Raw genomic sequence first — 17,073 nt, 5'->3', positions numbered from 1 at the left:
CGCGCTGCGTTGGCCGGCGCCTGGCGCGGGCCACCCCGCCGGGCTATGCGGACTCCGCCGCCCATGGCGTGAGCGCGACACCGTCCGCAAGCGCAAAGGGCCCCGGGGCATCCTCGGCCACGACGGCCATCACCACGCAGCCGTCCCCCACCGGGGCGGCACGCACCACGGTGCCGCCGCCCTCCGCGAGGCTCGCACCGGGCGCCGGCGGCGCGGTCTCGGCACGGAACAGGCGGGCGCGGCGTTTCACGCGCCCGAGGTGGTGGGCGCGGGCCACGATTTCCTGGCCGGGATAACAGCCCTTGGTGAAGCTGACCCCGCCGATCCGGTCGAGATTCAGCATCTGGGCGACGAACTGGCCGCTGGTCGCGGGATACACCTCGGGCAGCCCCGCCTCGATCTCCGCGCGCGCCCATGCGCTTTCGGCCGCGGCATCCGGACCGTCGCCGGCCGCGCCCAGGGCACCCGCCAGCAGCCATCCGGCGTGGCCCGGGAGGCGCAGGACGCTGAGCTGCTCGCTGCAGCCTGCCGCTAACGGGGTGCGCTCGAGGGCCAGGCCGCCGACCACCCCGGCCGCGGCGCCTGCACCGTCCGGCAGGCCATGGACGGCCGGCCCGGGTCGCAGTTCGACGCGGGCCCGCAGGACGAACAGGCGCATGCGCTGCTGGACCGTTTCGAGGAGACCGGCATGCATGACCAGCAAAAAGCCCTCGGGGGCCGGCAAAACCCGCAGGAAGGCCAGTACGCGGCCCTTCGGATCGTGCCATCCGGACAACTGGCCGCGCGCCGCGGTCACCTCGTCGAGGTCGGACGAGAGCTGGTTCTGCAGGAACGCGCGGGCGTCAGGACCGCTGACGGACAGGGCGCGCAGGCTGTCGAACGAAAAGGGGCGGGGCGTCATGTCGGGCGGGACTCCAGGGCGGGTTCGAATGCGTCCTGATTCTACCCCGAGTGCCGTGGCGCTGGCCTCATGTTGCGGTGCGTGGCAGAATTCGCTGCTATGTCCGAGTCACCCGAAGCAAACAAGAACGAACCGGTCGAGGGCGCGCCCGAACCCGAGCAGGACGTCGCAACCACCGCAGCCGCCGAAACCGCTGAGACCGCGCCGCCGAAAGAAGTAGGCGGACGCGACGGTCCGGAACCGGTGCGTTACGGCGACTGGGAAAAGAACGGGCGCTGTATCGATTTCTGATCACTATCCCGACCCCGCCGAGTCCACGGGACGCACACACCGTGCGTCCGCGAGGTCCGGCAGGTCGGTTCCAGGTCCAGGCAAGGAGGATCTCGCCCATGGCTGCTGGCAATCGGCCGCTGTCGCCGCACCTGCAGATCTACCGTCCGCAGATCACCTCGGTGCTGTCGATCTCCCATCGTTTCAGCGGGGCGGTGCTCGCCTTCGGGCTGTTCGCCCTGGTGGCCTGGCTCGCGGCGCTCGCTAGCGGCCCCGAGGCCTATGCCACCGCGGTGGCGGTTTTCGCCGCCTGGCCGGCCAGGCTGCTGCTGTTCGCGGCGAGCTTTGCCTTCTTTTTCCACTTCGCGAACGGCCTGCGCCACCTGTGGTGGGATTCGGGCCGGGGCTTCGAGATTTCCCAAGTGTATGCCTCGGGCCGGCTGGTGATCGTCGTGGCCGTGGTGCTCACGCTCGGCACCTGGGCCTGGATCCTGTTCGGCGGTGCGTCGTGAGCCTGCGCACCCCGTTGGGCCGCGCGCTCGGTCTCGGCGCCGCCGGCAAGGGAACCCAGCACTGGTGGCAGCAGCGCGTCACGGCCGTGGCGCTGGCCTTGCTGGGGGCCTGGTTCGCCATCTGCCTGCTCGGCCTGGAACTGGCCGATCGCAGCGCCGTGATCGCCTGGGTGGCGCAGCCGCTCAATGCGGCCCTGCTGGCCCTGCTCGTGCTGACCGCCGCGTGGCATTCGCAACTCGGCACGCGCGTGATAGTCGAGGACTACGTGAAGGGCGCGCTCAAGGTGCCGCTGCTGGTGACGCTCCAGTTCCTGCACGCGGCCGCCGCCATGGTGGGCATCGTCGCGATCCTGCAGATCGCCATCGGAGGACGCTGAGATGAGTGCCGGATACAAGATCGTCGATCACAGCTACGACGTGGTGGTGGTCGGCGCGGGCGGGGCGGGACTGCGCGCCACCTTCGGCCTGGCGGAACAGGGGCTGCGCACGGCCTGTGTCACCAAGGTGTTTCCCACGCGCAGCCACACGGTGGCCGCGCAGGGCGGGATCAGCGCGGCGCTCGGCAACATGGGCGAAGACGACTGGCGCTGGCACATGTACGACACCGTCAAGGGTTCGGACTGGCTGGGCGACCAGGACGCCATCGAGTACATGTGCAAGGAAGCCCCCGACGCGGTCATCGAACTCGAGCACTACGGCGTGCCGTTCTCGCGCACCGAGGACGGGCGCATCTACCAGCGTCCCTTCGGCGGCATGACCACCCGCATGGGCGAGGGCCCGCCGGCGCAACGCACCTGCGCTGCGGCCGATCGCACCGGCCACGCGATGCTGCACACGCTCTACCAGCAGTCGCTCAAGCACCAGGCGGAGTTCTTCATCGAGTACTTCGCGCTCGACCTGATCATGGACGACGAGGGCGCCTGTCGCGGCGTCATGGCGTGGAACCTCGACAGCGGCGAGCTGCACCGTTTTCGCGCCCACCGCGTGATCCTCGCCACCGGCGGCTACGGCCGCGCGTATTTCTCCTGCACGTCCGCGCACACCTGCACGGGGGACGGCAACGCGATGGTGTTGCGCGCCGGCCTGCCGCTGCAGGACATGGAGTTCGTGCAGTTCCACCCGACGGGGATCTACGGCGCCGGCTGCCTGATCACCGAGGGCGTGCGCGGCGAGGGCGGCTACCTGACGAATTCGGACGGCGAGCGCTTCATGGAACGCTATGCGCCGAACGCGAAGGACCTGGCCTCGCGCGATGTCGTCAGCCGTTCGATGACCATCGAGATCCGCGAAGGCCGCGGCGTGGGCCCGGATCGCGACCATATCCATCTGCACCTCGAGCATCTCGGCCCGGAGGTCATCCACGAGCGCCTGCCGGGCATCGCCGAGACCGCGCGGATCTTCTCCGGCGTGGACGTGACGAAGCAGCCGATCCCGGTGCTGCCGACCGTGCACTACAACATGGGCGGGATTCCGGCGAATTACCACGGCGAAGTCGTGACGCTCAAGGACGGCGATCCCGAGCACGTGGTGCCCGGCCTCATGGCCGTCGGCGAGGCGGCCTGCGTGTCGGTGCACGGCGCCAATCGCCTCGGCTCGAATTCGCTGCTGGACCTCGTGGTCTTCGGCCGTGCGGCGGCCAAGCGCTGCGGGGCGACGTTGAAGCCCGGCGAACGACATGCGCCGCTGCCGGCCGATGCCGGCGAGGAGAGCATCGCGCGCCTCGACAAGCTGCGCCACGCGAAAGGCTCCCGCCCCACCGCCGAGATCCGCAACGAGATGCAGCGCGCCATGCAGGATCATGCCGCGGTGTTCCGCACGGGCGACGTGCTGGGCGAGGGCCTGGATAAGGTGCGCAAGATCGCGGCGTCGTTCGACGACGTGCGCGTGGCGGACCGTTCCATGGTGTTCAACACCGACCTGGTCGAAACGCTCGAGCTCGACAACCTGCTCGGCCAGGCGCTGGTGACGATCGCTTCCGCCGAGAATCGCAAGGAGAGCCGCGGGGCGCATGCGCGCGAGGATTTCCCCGATCGGGACGACGCGGCCTGGATGAAGCACACGCTGGCCTGGCGAAAAGCGACCACCGAGGTCGGTATCGACTATCGCCCGGTCCATCAGCAGACATTGACGAGCGACGCGGATCCCATCCCGCCGAAAGCGCGGACTTACTGACGGAGATGAGCCCACATGGCTGAATTCACGCTGCCGGCCAATTCGAAGATCACCCGCGGCAAGCATTTTCCCGCTGCCGAGGGTGCTGGGAAGATCAGGCGTTTCGTCGTCTACCGCTACGATCCCGACAGCGGCGAGACGCCGCGCATGGACACCTACGAGGTGGACCTCGAGCGCTGCGGCCCGATGGTTCTCGACGCGCTGATCAAGATCAAGAACGAGATCGACCCGACGCTCACGTTCCGTCGTTCCTGCCGCGAGGGGATCTGCGGCAGCTGCGCGATGAATATCGACGGCGTGAACACGCTGGCCTGCACCATCGCCATCGAGGAGGCGCGCGGCGACGTGAAGATCTATCCCCTGCCGCACATGCCCGTGGTGAAGGATCTCGTGCCGGATCTCACCAACTTCTACGCCCAGTACGCTTCCATCAAGCCGTGGATCCAGACACGCACCCCGGCGCCGCCCGACCGCGAGCGCCTGCAGTCCAAGAGCGACCAGGAGAAGATCAACGAGCCGTCAGCGTGCATCCTGTGCGCGTGCTGCTCGACGGCGTGCCCGAGCTACTGGTGGAACGGCGATCGCTACCTGGGCCCGGCCGCGCTGCTCGCGGCCTACCGCTGGATCGTGGACAGTCGCGACGAGGCGACCGGGGAGCGGCTCGATGCGCTCGAGGACCCCTTCAAGCTGTATCGCTGCCACACCATCATGAACTGCACGCGGACCTGTCCCAAGGGTCTCAATCCCGCCAAGGCCATCGCCGAGATCAAGCTGAAACTGGCGGAACGCCAGCATTAACGGATTCGTGCGCTTCCCTGCGGAAATCCGCCATGCATCCGGATGAACGGGAAGGCATGATGGGGTCCGCCGAAACCGGGCGGTTGCGCTGGCGGTGCCGCCGCGGCATGCGCGAACTCGACGTGGTGCTGGTGCGTTACCTGGAGCGCGACTGGCCGACGGCCCCGGCCGCGGAGCGCGCTGCATTCGGCGAGTTGCTCGAGCGGCAGGATCCCGAGGTCAACGCCCTGGTTTTCGGCGGGCTGGATCCGCAAGACGAGGCGCTGGCACGTGTCCTGGAGTGTTTACGACGGCCCACTTGAGTTTCGCGTCGGGCCCTCCCGCACGCTCGGTGCCTGGCTGACACTCGGACACCTGCTCGGTGGCCTGGCCTGGTGGCTGGCGGATCTTCCTGCCGTCATCGGCCTGGCGGTGATCGGATCATCGCTGTTCCTGTCCCTGCGGCGGGCAGCGGCGCCGCTCGGCGCCGGCGTGCGGGCCATCGGCTGGAGCGCAGCACATGGCTGGACGCGTATCGGTATAAGCCACGACCCCCTTGGCATGGAACTACGCCCGAGTTCCGTGGTCACAACTTGCGCAATGTTCTTGCATTGGGACGACGGCATCTCGATATGGCGCATCGTCCTGCCCAGGGACGCGATGCATCCGGATGATTGGCGGCGCATGATGGTGATTGCGAGATTGTATGAAGGACAGGATAGAATGTTGACGGCCGCGGTTATCGCCACTCCGGCCGGGAGAACTTCACGCACGGCCCCCGGTCACTCCGAGTGGCGAATGGATTCGCCGGGATTCCGAGGTGCTTGCCCGCATGGGCACGAAAAGCAGCGACCAGTTGCTGGTCGAGAGAGTCCAGCAAGGTGACAAAGCGGCGTTCGACATTCTCGTCGGCCAGTACCAGCACAAGATCGTCAAGCTGGTCGGCCGCTATGTGCGGGATCCGGACGAAGCCCAGGACGTCGCGCAGGATGCCTTCATCAAGGCATATCGAGCGCTGCCGTCTTTCCGCGGCGAGAGCGCCTTCTACACCTGGCTGTACCGGATCGCGATCAACACCGCCAAGAACCAGCTGGCATCGAACAAGCGCCGGGGTGAGGACTTTGATCTCGACCTGCAGGATCCGGACCAGTACGAGATTCACGGCCGATTGCGTGAGAACGATACACCCGAGGGTCTCGCACTCACCGACGAGATTCGCGAGACCGTGAACCAGGCCATCGAAGCACTTCCGGAGGACCTGAGAACGGCGATCGTTTTCCGGGAGATCGAGGGATTGAGTTACGAAGAGATCGCCGCGGCCATGGAGTGCCCGGTGGGCACGGTGCGTTCGAGAATTTTCCGCGCGCGCGAAGCCATTGACAAGCGATTGAAGCCCCTGCTCGACCAGGGGACGTGAGGATAACGATGACGACACAAGTGCACGAACAGCTCTCGGCACTGCTCGACGGCGAATTGCCGGACGCGGAAGCGGAAATGGCGGTACGCCGCCTCACTCGCGATGCCGGGCTGCGGTCCACGGCGCTTCGTTACAGCCTGATCGGCGACGCCATGCGCGACGAGCTCCCGGCGGCCCGGCCCGCCGACCTCGTCGATCGGGTGCGCGCCGAGCTGGACAGGCAGCCGGAGCCCGTGCCGGCGACGGCCGCGCCGGCGCGCAGCAGCCGTTTCGCCCGCGCGGCCGGCGGATTCGCCGTGGCGGCCTCCGTCGCCGTGGCCGCCCTGGTGGCGCTGCCCGGCCGTCAGATCGACGAGACGCCGCCGCCGACGTTGTCCGCGACCGAAGTCGCCTCGCCTGCGCCGGAGCAGCGCTTCGCCGTCCAGTCCGCGCGCGCAGCCGGCGGCGGCCCGGACCGGCTGACCCGCTACTACGTCAACCACACGGAATACGCCCCGCCGATGAGCGGTCGCGGCGCGCTGACGCGCATCATCGTGATCCAGCCCGAGGCGACGCAGCCGGAGAGCATGGAGATCGAGGCGAGTGATGCGGAGGATGCCGCCGTGAACGTCGAGGAGACCGGGAACGCGCGATGAAGGCGGCGTTCTCCCGCTCCACCGTGCTGCTCGCGTGCCTTGCCTGCGCGCTGCCGGCGGCCGCGTTCGCGGACGGCGCGCGCGACTGGCTGAAGCGCATGGAAACCGCGGTCGAGACGCTCAGTTACGAAGGCACCTTCGTGCACATGGTCGGCAACCGCATGGAGACGATGCACGTCATCCACCGGCGGGTGGACGGCGATGTTGCCGAGCGATTGTTTTCTCTCGACCAGCCGGGGCGCGAGATCCTGCGTCACAATGACCGGGTGACCTGCATCTTCGCCGACCAGCGCATGGTCCTGGTGGAGCGGCGCAGGGGCGACCGCGGCACGCCCCTGATCAGTTCCTTCGCTTCCGATACCGGTGCGGCCGACGAATGGTACGAGTTTCGCGAGGCGGGCACCGGCCACAAGCTCGGGCGCGTCGTGCAGGTCATCGAGATCCACCCTCATGACAGCTATCGCTACGGGCACCGCCTGTGGCTCGATGCGGCGACCGCCATGCCGCTGAAAGTGCAGTTGCTGGATCCCGACGGCGCTGCGGTCGAACAGATCCAGTTCGTCAGCATGTTGATGTCCGCCGAGATTTCCGATGCGCGGCTGCAACCCGACGTCGAGATCGACGGCTTCACCTGGTACAAGCACGATCAGCCCAGGACACCGTTCGATACGGACCCGGAAACCGCCGCCTGGGTGTTGGAGGAACCGCCGCCCGGTTTCCGGCTCACGCAGTCACGCGTGCGCACGCTGCCCGGCGCCGATCATCCGGTCGAGCACCTGGTGTTTTCGGACGGCCTCGCTTCCGTGTCGGTGTTCGTCGAGCCCGCGAACGAGGCGGACAGCGACCTGGCCGGGTTGTCGCGCATGGGTGCCGCCCATGCGTTCACGCTGATCCTGGACGGGCAGCAGATCACGGCCGTGGGCGAGGTGCCGCCCGACACCGTGCGGCGCATCGCCCGCGCCCTGCAGCCGGCCGCAGTCGCGCGCCAGTGATCACCGAGACCGGCCGGGTCCTGGAGGTCGACGGCGACTGGGCTTGGGTCGCCTGCCGGCGCCAGGTGGAATGCCCGCGCTGCGCCGAGGGCCGCGGTTGTGGTGGCGGGGTGCTGGGGAAATTGCTCGGTGACCGGCTCCACAAGGTGCGGGCCGCCACCGGCTCTGTCGCGGTGGAACCCGGAGACCAGGTCCTGATCGGCCTGGGCGAGGATGCCGTGCTGCGCGCGGCGGCGGCCGTTTACCTCGTGCCGCTGGTCGCCGCGCTGGCGGTGGGCGCCACGGCCGCGACGATCACCGGCGGCGGCGATCTAGCCGCCATCGCGGGTGCGGCGGCCGGGTTGATTCTCGGCCTGGGCTGGGCGCGGCGCTACGGCCGACGAGTGGCGGCCGATGCGGCGCTGCAGCCGGTGATTCTCGGCCTCGCGGCAGGCGAGGGTTGCGCGGGGCGGGCGCCCGCTTGAGCGACGCGGGCCCCGAACTGCTGCTCTATACGCGTCGCCGCTGCGGCTTGTGCGAACAGATGGAGGCGGCCATCCATGACGCGTTCCCCGGGGCAATCGTCCGCCGGGTCGAAATCGATGATGATCCCGAGCTGATGGGCCGTTTCGGCCGCGATGTCCCGGTGTTGGCCCTGGACGACGAGGTCGTCTGCAAGCATTTCCTGGATACGGCGCGCCTGCATGCCGCCCTCCGGGCGCCCTCGACAGGCTCGCGCCCGGTATAATGTCGGGCCGGCACGACGCCGGCGTGCTGCGTGCCCTTCATGGATCAAATCCGCAATTTTTCGATCATCGCCCACATCGATCACGGCAAGTCCACGTTGGCGGACCGGTTCATCCAGGTCTGCGGCGGACTGTCGGACCGGGAGATGTCCGCGCAGGTGCTCGATTCGATGGACCTGGAGCGTGAGCGCGGCATCACCATCAAGTCGCAGGCCGTGGCGCTGCGCTATCGCGCCCGCGACGGCAGGGATTACGACCTCAACCTGATCGATACCCCGGGACATGTCGATTTCTCCTACGAGGTGTCGCGTTCCCTGGCCGCGTGCGAGGGCGCGATCCTGATCGTCGATGCCGCGCAGGGCGTCGAGGCCCAGAGTGTCGCCAATTGCTACACGGCCGTGGAGGCGGGGCTCGAGGTCATCCCGATCATCAACAAGATCGACCTGCCGTCCGCCGAGCCGGACCGCGTGAAGAACGAGATCGAGGAGATCATCGGCATCGAGGCGCAGAACGCCGTCCTCACCAGCGCCAAGACGGGCGAGGGCGTGGAAGACGTCCTCGATGCGATCATCGCGCGCATCCCGCCCCCCACGGGCGACCCGCAGGCGCCCCTGCAGGCGCTGATCATCGATTCATGGTTCGACAACTATGTCGGGGTCGTGTCGCTGGTGCGGATCGTCAGCGGCGTGCTTGAGAAGGGCGCGAAGATCCGCGTGATGTCCACCGGGCGCAGCCACAACGCGGACCGGGTCGGCTGTTTCACCCCCAAGCGGACGGATCGCGAGCGGCTCTCGACCGGCCAGGTGGGATTTTTGATCGCCGGCATCAAGGAGATCGACGGTGCGCCCGTCGGCGACACCGTGACGCTGGATGCACGGCCCTGCGCCGCGCCCCTGCCGGGCTTCAAGCAGGTCCAGCCGCGGGTGTTCGCCGGGGTGTTCCCGATCAATTCCGAGGACTACGAGGACTTCCGGGACGCCTTGCACAAGCTGCGGCTCAACGACGCCGCGCTGCATTTCGAGCCCGAGACCTCCACCGCGCTCGGCTTCGGTTTCCGTTGCGGGTTCCTGGGCATGCTGCACATGGAGATCGTGCAGGAACGCCTCGAGCGCGAATACAAGCTGAACCTGATCACGACCGCGCCCACGGTGGTCTACGAAGTCCTGCAGACGGACGGTGCGGTGGTGCAGGTCGACAATCCCTCGCGCCTGCCGCCGAGTAATCTCGTCGCCGAGATCCGTGAACCGATCATCGTCGCGAGCATTCTCGTGCCGCACGCGCACGTCGGCGCAGTGATCAAGCTCTGCATAGAGAAGCGCGGCGTGCAGAAGCGCCTGCATTACACCGGGAGCCAGGTGCAGGTCGAATACGAGTTGCCGCTCTCGGAGGTCGTGCTGGACTTCTTCGACCGGCTCAAATCATGCAGCCGGGGCTTCGCGTCCTTCGACTATCGCCTGGACAGGTACCAGGCGGCGCCGCTGACCAAGCTCGACATCCTGGTCAATGGCGATCGCGTCGATGCGCTGTCGATCATCACGCACCGGGAAGCGGCGCAGCGCCGCGGGCGCGAGGTCGTGGAGAAGATGCGCGAGCTGATTCCGCGGCAGATGTTCGAGGTTGCGATCCAGGCGGCCATCGGGGGGCAGATCGTGGCGCGCAGCAGCGTCAAGGCGCTGCGCAAGAACGTGACGGCGAAGTGCTACGGCGGCGACGTCAGCCGCAAGCGCAAGCTGCTGGAGAAGCAGAAGGAAGGCAAGAAGCGGATGAAACAGGTCGGCAACGTGGAGATCCCGCAGGAAGCCTTTCTGTCCGTCTTGCAGGTCGACCGTAAATAACGAATACACTGCTTGAGTTATCGGGGGCAAGCTTTGGATTTTTCACTAGTTCTTGTTCTTCTCACCGCGGCGATGGCGGCCATATGGGCGCTCGACGTGTTGTGGTTGAAGCCACGCCGCGAGGCGTCCGCCATCGCCTCCGGCGAAGCGGCGCAGGAGCCTGCGCTGGTGGAATTCAGCCGCTCCTTCCTGCCGATCGTGATCGTGGTATTGCTGATCCGCTCGTTCGCCTACGAGCCTTTCCGCATCCCCTCGAGTTCCATGATGCCCACGCTGCGCGTCGGGGATTTCATCTTCGTCAGCAAGTTCAGCTACGGCCTGCGGCTCCCCGTGCTGAACACCAAGGTGCTGTCCACCGGCGAGCCCGAGCGCGGCGACGTCGCCGTGTTCCGCCTGCCTTCGGACCCGGGCACCAACTACATCAAGCGCGTCGTGGGCCTGCCCGGCGACGTGGTCTCGATGCGCAACAAGCAGCTGTGGATCAACGGCGAGCCGGTCCCCTCGGCCCTGCTCGGCGAAACGGTGGAGATCGAGTGCGGGGGTTTCTGGTTCGATGCACAGGTGGGTGTCGAGACGCTCGGCGACCACAGCCACCAGGTCTTTCTGAGCGAGCAACGGGATCGGCCCAGCCCCTTCCTCGACCGCCCCGTGCCGCCCGGGCAGTACCTGGTCATGGGCGATAATCGCGATTGCAGCCGGGACGGCCGGATCATCGGCTATATTCCGGAATCGAGTATGGTGGGCCGGGCCGTCCGGATCTGGATGAACTGGGACGCGGAGTCGAAACGGCCGCTCTGGCACAGGATCGGCGACCCGATCGAGTGATCGGACACGAGCATTCAGGCATCATGAACCGGGCGTCGCCTTGGGGGAACAATATGCGCAAGCAACGTGGAATGACCCTGATCGGGATGGTGATCGTGGCGTTTATCGCCGGCGTGTTCGTGCTCGCCGCGCTTCGCCTGACGCCGATCTATCTCGAGTACATGAACGTGGATTCGGCGCTGAAGTCGATGAAACGCGACCTGGACGGCAGCAATGCGGGGCCGGGCCAGATCCGCACGGCGCTGCAGCGCCGCTTCGACATCGACAACGTCAGCAGCATCAGTCCGCGGGACATCAAGATCGAGCGCGCGGCGAACGGCTACCTGGTGCGGGCCGACTACGAGAGCCGGGCGCAGTTCATCGGCAATCTCTACCTGCTGGTGGATTTCGACAAGTCCGTCGAGGTCGCGCGTTGACCGACGACCTCGGGTGGTCGGAGCGCGAGTTCGGCTATCGATTTTCAGACGCGGGCCTGCTGGAGCGCGCCCTGACCCACCGCAGTGCCGGCGGGAATCACAACGAGCGCCTGGAGTACCTGGGCGACGCGGCCCTCAGCCTGGTCGTGGCCGAGGCCCTCTACGAAAGGCTCCCGCAGGCCCCGGAAGGACATCTCAGCCGGCTGCGCGCGAGCCTGGTGCGTCGTTCTTCACTGGGGGAGATCGCGCGGGAGGCGGGCTTTCCGGAGCGGCTGCGGCTCGGCTCCGGCGAATTGAAAAGCGGCGGCTTCCGGCGCGAATCCATCCTCTCGGACGCGCTCGAGGCCGTGCTCGGCGCAATCTACCTGGACGGCGGCATCGAGGCCCTGCGGCCCGTGGTGCTGCGCCTCTACGGTGCGCGCCTGGACGAATTGCCGGCGCACGAGGACCTGAAGGATCCGAAGACGCTTCTCCAGGAGCGGCTGCAGGCGCGCGGCTTGCCGTTGCCGCGCTATGAACTGGAAGCCGTGGCGGGTGAGGATCACCGCCAGGAGTTCAGGATCTCCTGTGCCATCGAGGGAATGAACGACGTATCCACCGGTACCGGGAGCAGCCGGCGCGCCGCCGAACAGGCCGCCGCAGCCGGCATGCTGGCGCAACTCGATGGGTGAGCCGGAGTTCCGTTGCGGCTTCGTGGCGGTGGTCGGCCGGCCCAACGTCGGCAAGTCCACGCTGGTCAATGCGCTGGTCGGGCGCAAGGTCAGCATCGTCACGAGCCGCCCCCAGACCACCCGCCAGCGCGTCATCGGCGTCGCTTCGACGGACCGGGCGCAACTGCTGTTCGTCGACACGCCCGGCATGCACCGGCGCGAGAAGCACGCCCTCAACAAGCTCATGAACCGCAGCGCGCAGTCGTCGCTCGCCGACGCCGACGTGGTGCTGGTGGTGGTGGAGGCCGGACGCTGGACCGAGGAAGACGAGGACGTGCTGGCGCGCGCGCAGGCCGCCGGGCGCCCCGTGATGCTGTTGCTGAACAAGATCGACCGGATCCGCCCCCGGGAGGCGGTGCTGCCCATGCTGCAGGAGGCCGCGGCGCGCGGGGAGTTCGCGGCGGTGGTGCCGATCTCGGCCGAGCGGGGGGAGAACCTGGCACGGCTGCGGGAACTCCTGGAGGCGGCCGTGCCCGAGGGCCCGGCGCTGTTCCCGCCGGACCAGTGGAGCAACCGGGACGAACGCTTTCACATCGCGGAGGTGGTGCGCGAGAAACTGATGCGCCGACTCCGGGACGAGCTGCCTTACGGGCTCGCGGTGGAGATCGAGCGGCTCGGGGAGAGCGAACAGGGCCGCCTCGAGGTCGGCGCGGTCGTCTGGGTGGAACGCGAGGCCCACAAGGCCATCGTGATCGGCAAGGGGGGTGAAATGCTCAAGGCCGCCGGCCAGGCCGCCCGGCTGGAGCTGAAAGCGCGCTTCGAACGCCCCGTGCATCTCGAGATCTGGGTCAAGGTGCGGGAGCACTGGACCGATCGTGAAGCCGACCTGAAGCGACTGGGTTACGACGGCGACTGACGGCCTTGCTGCGCGTCGAACTCGAACCCGCCTTCATTCTCCATCACCGGCCTTTCCGGGATACCAGCGTGCTGCTCGAGGTCTTCAGCGAGGCCCACGGCCGCGTGGGCCTGGTCGCGCGGGGCGCGCGGGGGCCGCGCAGCCGGCTGCGCAGCCTGTTGCAACCGTTCCGTCCGCTGCTCTTGTCGTGGCAGCTGCGGGGCGAGCTCGGCACGCTGACGGGCGCCGAGACGGCCGGGCGGGCCGCCAGGATGCCGGCGGGGGGCGATCGCCTCATGGCGCTGTATTACCTGAATGAGCTGCTGCTGCGCCTCACGGCCCGGCTGGATGCCCACCCGGCGCTTTACGCGGTCTATGGCACGGCGGTCGATGACCTGGTCGCCGGCGAGCCGGTGGCGGCGGTTCTGCGCCGCTTCGAAAAACGCCTCCTGGATGCCCTCGGCTATGGCCCCGATCTCGCGCGCGATGCGACCGGACAGGCCGTCGATCCGGCCGCGAGCTACCGCTATGACCCGGCGCTGGGCCTCGCGGCCTGCCCGGACGGCATCACCGGGGCCGTGCTCGGCAGCTCGCTGCTGGCGCTCGCGGAGGATCGCCTGGCGGAGCCTCGGGCCCTCGCCGATGCGCGTCGCCTCCTCAGGGCGGCCCTCGATGTGCATCTCGAGGGCCGACCGCTGAAGACGCGTGAGATGCTGGGCCGCCTGCGTGGCGGCTGAGACATCGCTCCGGGGACGGAGTTGGGCGGGATCGCCGCCGAGGTGGCGCGATCTGGCAAAATGCGGTGAATCGAAGGCCTGGATGGCGGGAGTTCCCGATGAAGAACACGATCGCGCTCGGAGTGAACATCGATCACGTCGCGACGATCCGCCAGGCGCGACGCACGCGCTACCCCGATCCGGTGTACGCCGCGTTGATGGCCGAGCAGGCCGGGGCGGACAGCATCACGCTGCACCTGCGCGAGGATCGGCGCCATATCCAGGACCGCGACCTCAGGGCCATGAAAGACGTGTTGCAGACGCGCATGAACCTCGAGATGGCGGTGACGGATGAAATGCTGCGGATCGCGATCGAGGTGTGCCCGCGCGACGTGTGCCTGGTGCCCGAGCGGCGCGAGGAGTTGACCACCGAGGGTGGGCTGGACGTCGCCGGGCAGCTGGAGCGGGTGCGCGATGCCGTGGAGCAGCTCGCGGCGGCCGGGATCCGCGTGTCGTTGTTCATCGATCCGGAGGAGCGGCAGCTCGAGGCATCGGTGGCCGCCGGGGCGCCCGTCGTCGAGCTGCACACCGGCGCCTATGCGGATGCCGAGACGCCGCGGCAGCAGCAGGCCGAACTCGCACGCGTGCTGGCGGCCTCGCGCACCGGCGTCGGGCTGGGCCTCGAGGTGAATGCCGGGCACGGCCTCAACTACCACAACGTGCAGCCCGTCGCGCGCATCGTCGAGATCGCCGAGCTGAACATCGGCCACGCGATAGTCGCGCGCGCCATTTTCGACGGCCTCTCCACGGCGGTGATCGAGATGAAGCGCCTGATGACCGAGGCGCGCCTGCAATGATATTCGGCATCGGCACCGACGTCGTGCGGCTGGATCGCGTGGAAGCCACGCTGGGGCGCTTCGGCGAGCATTTCGTCAATCGCCTGTTGTTGCCCGAGGAGCACGCGCAGTACCGCCGCCACAAGCGCAAGAGCCGCTTTCTCGCGATGCGCTTTGCCGGCAAGGAAGCCGTCGTCAAGGCGATGGGCACGGGATTCAGCAACGGCATGTGGATCCGCGACGTGGGGATCGTGGCCGATCCCCTGGGCAAGCCCGAGATCGTCTATTCGGCCCGCGGCCGGGCGATGTGCGCGAAGCTGGGCATCGGTGCGGGGCACGTCAGCCTGACGGACGAGGCGGGCATCGTGCTGGCGTTCGCGGTCCTGCTCAAGGCGGGTGCATGACGACGCTGGCCTTCGATATCGAGACCGTGCCCGACGTGGACTTCGGCCGTCGTTACCTCGGCCTGGACTCACTGTCCGACGAGGACGTCGGGCAAGCCATGTTCGCGCTGCGCCGCCAGCGCACCGGCAACGATTTCCTGCCGCTGCACCAGCAACGCATCGTCTCCATCGCCTGCGCCATGCGTTCGCGCGACGGTTTCCGCCTGTGGTCGCTGGGCGGGTCCGAGGCGAACGAGGCGGAACTCGTGACGCGCTTTTTCGACGGCATCGAGCGTTACAGTCCCGAGCTGGTCTCATGGAACGGCGCCGGATTCGACCTGCCCGTGCTGCATTACCGTGCCTTGCGCCACGGCATCGCGGCGCCACGCTACTGGGAACTGGGCGATAGCGACCGGGAATTCCGTTACAACAACTATCTCGGGCGTTTCCACTGGCGGCACGTGGACCTGATGGACGTGCTGTCCGGCTACCAGTTCCGCGGCGCGGCACGCCTCGACGAGGTGGCCGTGCTGCTCGGCCTGCCGGGCAAGCTCGGCCTGAGCGGCGATCGCGTGTGGGACGAATGGCGCCAGGGGCATATCGGCGCCATCCGGGACTACTGCGAGACGGATGCGCTGAACACGTGGCTCGTGTTCCTGCATTTCGAGCGGTTCCGCGGCCGCCGCACGACCCTCGAGCTCGAGCAGGAGGAAGCGCTGGTCGCGGAAGTGTTGAAGGCCGACGGCCGCGCGCATCTCGGGGAGTTCTTGCGGGCCTGGGGGCGCGAATGAGCCGCAGCCGCCGGGTGGACCCGGCGCCCTTCGAGGCAGGCGTGCTGGACCTGGCGCATGACGGGCGCGGCGTCGCCCGGATCGACGGCAAGACGACGTTCATCGCCGATGCCCTGCCCGGCGAGTGGGTACGCGCCAGCCGGGTCAGCCGCCGGCGCAGCCACGACGACGCGGTGCTCGTGGAGGTGCTCGAGGGGGCGCCCGACCGGGTGGAGCCGCATTGCCCGCACTTCGGCACCTGCGGTGGATGCAGCCTCCAGCACCTGGAACCCGGGGCGCAGCGCAAGGCGAAGGACGCCATCCTCCACGAGAACCTGCAGCGACTCGGCCACGTTGCCGCCGAGAGGCGCTGGCCGCCGATCTCCGGTCCTGCCTGGGGCTATCGTCGCCGCGCCCGGCTCGGGGCGCGGAAGGTGGACAAGAAAGGGCGCGTGCTGGTGGGATTTCGCGAGCGTAGGGCGCCGCTGGTGGCCGACATGGACAGCTGCCCGGTGCTGGCCGGGGACATCGGCGCCCTCATTCCCGCGCTGTCGCGCCTGATCGGCGAGCTGAGCATCGCGCGTCGCGTGCCGCAGATCGAGGTGGCCGTGGGCGACGATCGCCGCGCCCTCGTGTTCCGCGTCATGGACCCGCTCAGCCCGGCGGATTCGATCCTGCTGGATCGTTTCGGCAGCGAACACGACGTGGACGTCTGGATACAGCCGGGCGGCCTGGAGACGCTGCAGCCGTTGCGCGAAGGCACGCCGTGGCCGGGTTTTCGCCTCGCGGATTTCGACCTGGAATTTTCGTTCCTGCCCACGGACTTCGTGCAGGTGAATGCCGCGATCAACCAGCAGGCCGTCTCGCGCGCAGTCGAGTTGCTCGAGGTGAAACCGGGCGATCGGGTGCTGGACCTGTTCTGCGGGCTCGGCAACTTCAGCCTCGCGCTGGCGCGCCGCGGGGCGCAGGTGTGCGGCGTCGAGGGCGATGCCGGACTGGTGGAGCGCGCCCGGGCGAACGCCGTCCGCAACGGCCTGGAGGCGAGTTTCCACGTCGCCAACCTGTTCGAGGATTGCCGGAACGCCTCCTGGGCGCAGGGACCCTATGACAGTCTCCTGCTCGACCCGCCGCGGGCCGGCGCGGAGGCCTCGATCCACCTCGTGGCGGCGTTGCGCCCGGCCCGCGTCGTCTACGTGTCCTGCCATCCCGGGACGCTCGCCCGGGATGCGGGTATCCTCGTGAACGAGTTCGGCTACCGGTTCAGCGGCGCGGGCATCATGGACATGTTTCCGCATACGGCCCACATGGAATCGATCGCGCTGTTCGAGCGCGACGGACAGGCTTAG

The 17,073-nt window shown here is 68.2% G+C and carries 22 protein-coding genes; 21 read left to right on the top strand and 1 reads right to left on the bottom strand.

Annotated features, from left to right (window positions below; genetic code table 11):
• Positions 1 to 43: 43 nt before the first annotated feature.
• Positions 44 to 901, bottom strand: a complete 858-nt coding sequence (locus G6032_RS10365; RefSeq protein ID WP_165282042.1) for a folate-binding protein YgfZ — start codon at positions 899 to 901, stop codon at positions 44 to 46.
• Between the two features lie 99 nt (positions 902 to 1,000).
• On the opposite strand from G6032_RS10365, the gene G6032_RS10360 reads away from it, so the two are divergent.
• The 21 genes from G6032_RS10360 (at position 1,001) to rlmD (ending at position 17,073) form a co-directional block, all read left to right on the top strand.
• Entirely contained in the window at positions 1,001 to 1,192 is a 192-nt protein-coding gene (locus tag G6032_RS10360; protein ID WP_165282041.1) for a DUF1674 domain-containing protein, read from the top strand.
• A gap of 98 nt (positions 1,193 to 1,290) precedes the next feature.
• Entirely contained in the window at positions 1,291 to 1,683 is a 393-nt protein-coding gene (gene sdhC, locus G6032_RS10355; RefSeq protein ID WP_165282040.1) for a succinate dehydrogenase, cytochrome b556 subunit, read from the top strand.
• Entirely contained in the window at positions 1,680 to 2,060 is a 381-nt protein-coding gene (gene sdhD / locus G6032_RS10350; RefSeq protein ID WP_206211912.1) for a succinate dehydrogenase, hydrophobic membrane anchor protein, read from the top strand. The genes sdhC and sdhD overlap by 4 nt, the downstream gene beginning before the upstream one ends.
• A gap of 1 nt (position 2,061) precedes the next feature.
• Positions 2,062 to 3,855 carry a succinate dehydrogenase flavoprotein subunit gene (gene sdhA, locus G6032_RS10345; RefSeq protein WP_165282039.1) on the top strand — a complete coding sequence of 598 codons (1,794 nt, stop codon included), beginning with the start codon at positions 2,062 to 2,064 and terminating at the stop codon, positions 3,853 to 3,855.
• Between the two features lie 15 nt (positions 3,856 to 3,870).
• A complete protein-coding gene (locus G6032_RS10340; RefSeq protein WP_165282038.1) occupies positions 3,871 to 4,653 on the top strand; it encodes a succinate dehydrogenase iron-sulfur subunit in 783 nt (260 codons plus the stop codon).
• A gap of 32 nt (positions 4,654 to 4,685) precedes the next feature.
• The gene (locus G6032_RS10335) at positions 4,686 to 4,955 is read left to right on the top strand and encodes a succinate dehydrogenase assembly factor 2 (RefSeq protein WP_206211911.1); all 270 of its coding nucleotides are present in this window, start codon (positions 4,686 to 4,688) and stop codon (positions 4,953 to 4,955) included.
• Between the two features lie 509 nt (positions 4,956 to 5,464).
• Positions 5,465 to 6,049, top strand: coding sequence for an RNA polymerase sigma factor RpoE (gene rpoE, locus G6032_RS10330; RefSeq protein WP_165282037.1), 585 nt, complete (start codon positions 5,465 to 5,467; stop codon positions 6,047 to 6,049).
• A gap of 8 nt (positions 6,050 to 6,057) precedes the next feature.
• On the top strand, positions 6,058 to 6,684 hold the full coding sequence (locus G6032_RS10325; RefSeq protein WP_165282036.1) for a sigma-E factor negative regulatory protein: 627 nt from the start codon (positions 6,058 to 6,060) through the stop codon (positions 6,682 to 6,684).
• Entirely contained in the window at positions 6,681 to 7,676 is a 996-nt protein-coding gene (locus G6032_RS10320; protein WP_165282035.1) for a MucB/RseB C-terminal domain-containing protein, read from the top strand. Before G6032_RS10325 ends, G6032_RS10320 begins: the two co-directional genes overlap by 4 nt.
• The gene (locus G6032_RS10315) at positions 7,673 to 8,140 is read left to right on the top strand and encodes a SoxR reducing system RseC family protein (RefSeq protein WP_165282034.1); all 468 of its coding nucleotides are present in this window, start codon (positions 7,673 to 7,675) and stop codon (positions 8,138 to 8,140) included. Before G6032_RS10320 ends, G6032_RS10315 begins: the two co-directional genes overlap by 4 nt.
• On the top strand, positions 8,137 to 8,403 hold the full coding sequence (locus G6032_RS10310) for a glutaredoxin family protein (protein WP_276610961.1): 267 nt from the start codon (positions 8,137 to 8,139) through the stop codon (positions 8,401 to 8,403). Before G6032_RS10315 ends, G6032_RS10310 begins: the two co-directional genes overlap by 4 nt.
• 39 nt (positions 8,404 to 8,442) lie before the next feature.
• Positions 8,443 to 10,236, top strand: coding sequence for a translation elongation factor 4 (gene lepA, locus G6032_RS10305; protein WP_165282033.1), 1,794 nt, complete (start codon positions 8,443 to 8,445; stop codon positions 10,234 to 10,236).
• Positions 10,237 to 10,269: 33 nt separating this feature from the next.
• On the top strand, positions 10,270 to 11,061 hold the full coding sequence (gene lepB / locus G6032_RS10300) for a signal peptidase I (protein WP_240902111.1): 792 nt from the start codon (positions 10,270 to 10,272) through the stop codon (positions 11,059 to 11,061).
• A gap of 53 nt (positions 11,062 to 11,114) precedes the next feature.
• Complete coding sequence (locus G6032_RS10295; RefSeq protein ID WP_165282032.1) at positions 11,115 to 11,477, top strand: DUF4845 domain-containing protein; 363 nt, start codon at positions 11,115 to 11,117, stop codon at positions 11,475 to 11,477.
• On the top strand, positions 11,474 to 12,148 hold the full coding sequence (gene rnc / locus G6032_RS10290; RefSeq protein ID WP_165282031.1) for a ribonuclease III: 675 nt from the start codon (positions 11,474 to 11,476) through the stop codon (positions 12,146 to 12,148). The genes G6032_RS10295 and rnc overlap by 4 nt, the downstream gene beginning before the upstream one ends.
• Complete coding sequence (gene era, locus G6032_RS10285) at positions 12,141 to 13,043, top strand: GTPase Era (RefSeq protein ID WP_165282030.1); 903 nt, start codon at positions 12,141 to 12,143, stop codon at positions 13,041 to 13,043. Before rnc ends, era begins: the two co-directional genes overlap by 8 nt.
• 5 nt (positions 13,044 to 13,048) lie before the next feature.
• Complete coding sequence (gene recO / locus G6032_RS10280) at positions 13,049 to 13,759, top strand: DNA repair protein RecO (RefSeq protein WP_240902109.1); 711 nt, start codon at positions 13,049 to 13,051, stop codon at positions 13,757 to 13,759.
• Between the two features lie 98 nt (positions 13,760 to 13,857).
• Positions 13,858 to 14,595, top strand: coding sequence for a pyridoxine 5'-phosphate synthase (gene pdxJ, locus G6032_RS10275; protein ID WP_165282029.1), 738 nt, complete (start codon positions 13,858 to 13,860; stop codon positions 14,593 to 14,595).
• Positions 14,592 to 14,978, top strand: coding sequence for a holo-ACP synthase (gene acpS, locus G6032_RS10270; protein ID WP_165282028.1), 387 nt, complete (start codon positions 14,592 to 14,594; stop codon positions 14,976 to 14,978). The genes pdxJ and acpS overlap by 4 nt, the downstream gene beginning before the upstream one ends.
• On the top strand, positions 14,975 to 15,748 hold the full coding sequence (locus G6032_RS10265; RefSeq protein ID WP_165282027.1) for a 3'-5' exonuclease: 774 nt from the start codon (positions 14,975 to 14,977) through the stop codon (positions 15,746 to 15,748). The genes acpS and G6032_RS10265 overlap by 4 nt, the downstream gene beginning before the upstream one ends.
• Positions 15,745 to 17,073 carry a 23S rRNA (uracil(1939)-C(5))-methyltransferase RlmD gene (gene rlmD, locus G6032_RS10260; RefSeq protein ID WP_165282026.1) on the top strand — a complete coding sequence of 443 codons (1,329 nt, stop codon included), beginning with the start codon at positions 15,745 to 15,747 and terminating at the stop codon, positions 17,071 to 17,073. Before G6032_RS10265 ends, rlmD begins: the two co-directional genes overlap by 4 nt.

It is taken from the genome of Wenzhouxiangella sp. XN24 (assembly GCF_011064545.1).
Classification (GTDB): domain Bacteria; phylum Pseudomonadota; class Gammaproteobacteria; order Steroidobacterales; family XN24; genus XN24.
The sequence above is the reverse complement of the archived record's forward strand: the minus strand, read 5'-3'. Positions and strand labels throughout refer to the sequence as shown.

Excerpts from the sequence above, each read along its gene's own strand:
- G6032_RS10360 (WP_165282041.1), top strand. The coding sequence starts at position 1,001 with ATGTCCGAGTCACCCGAAGCAAACAAGAACGAACCGGTCGAGGGCGCG.
- G6032_RS10335 (WP_206211911.1), top strand. The coding sequence starts at position 4,686 with ATGCATCCGGATGAACGGGAAGGCATGATGGGGTCCGCCGAAACCGGG.
- rlmD (WP_165282026.1), top strand. The coding sequence starts at position 15,745 with ATGAGCCGCAGCCGCCGGGTGGACCCGGCGCCCTTCGAGGCAGGCGTG.
- G6032_RS10320 (WP_165282035.1), top strand. The coding sequence starts at position 6,681 with ATGAAGGCGGCGTTCTCCCGCTCCACCGTGCTGCTCGCGTGCCTTGCC.
- pdxJ (WP_165282029.1), top strand. The coding sequence starts at position 13,858 with ATGAAGAACACGATCGCGCTCGGAGTGAACATCGATCACGTCGCGACG.
- acpS (WP_165282028.1), top strand. The coding sequence starts at position 14,592 with ATGATATTCGGCATCGGCACCGACGTCGTGCGGCTGGATCGCGTGGAA.
- sdhA (WP_165282039.1), top strand. The coding sequence starts at position 2,062 with ATGAGTGCCGGATACAAGATCGTCGATCACAGCTACGACGTGGTGGTG.
- G6032_RS10365 (WP_165282042.1), bottom strand. The coding sequence starts at position 901 with ATGACGCCCCGCCCCTTTTCGTTCGACAGCCTGCGCGCCCTGTCCGTC.
- G6032_RS10265 (WP_165282027.1), top strand. The coding sequence starts at position 14,975 with ATGACGACGCTGGCCTTCGATATCGAGACCGTGCCCGACGTGGACTTC.
- era (WP_165282030.1), top strand. The coding sequence starts at position 12,141 with ATGGGTGAGCCGGAGTTCCGTTGCGGCTTCGTGGCGGTGGTCGGCCGG.
- G6032_RS10325 (WP_165282036.1), top strand. The coding sequence starts at position 6,058 with ATGACGACACAAGTGCACGAACAGCTCTCGGCACTGCTCGACGGCGAA.
- sdhC (WP_165282040.1), top strand. The coding sequence starts at position 1,291 with ATGGCTGCTGGCAATCGGCCGCTGTCGCCGCACCTGCAGATCTACCGT.
- rpoE (WP_165282037.1), top strand. The coding sequence starts at position 5,465 with ATGGGCACGAAAAGCAGCGACCAGTTGCTGGTCGAGAGAGTCCAGCAA.
- lepA (WP_165282033.1), top strand. The coding sequence starts at position 8,443 with ATGGATCAAATCCGCAATTTTTCGATCATCGCCCACATCGATCACGGC.
- G6032_RS10295 (WP_165282032.1), top strand. The coding sequence starts at position 11,115 with ATGCGCAAGCAACGTGGAATGACCCTGATCGGGATGGTGATCGTGGCG.
- G6032_RS10340 (WP_165282038.1), top strand. The coding sequence starts at position 3,871 with ATGGCTGAATTCACGCTGCCGGCCAATTCGAAGATCACCCGCGGCAAG.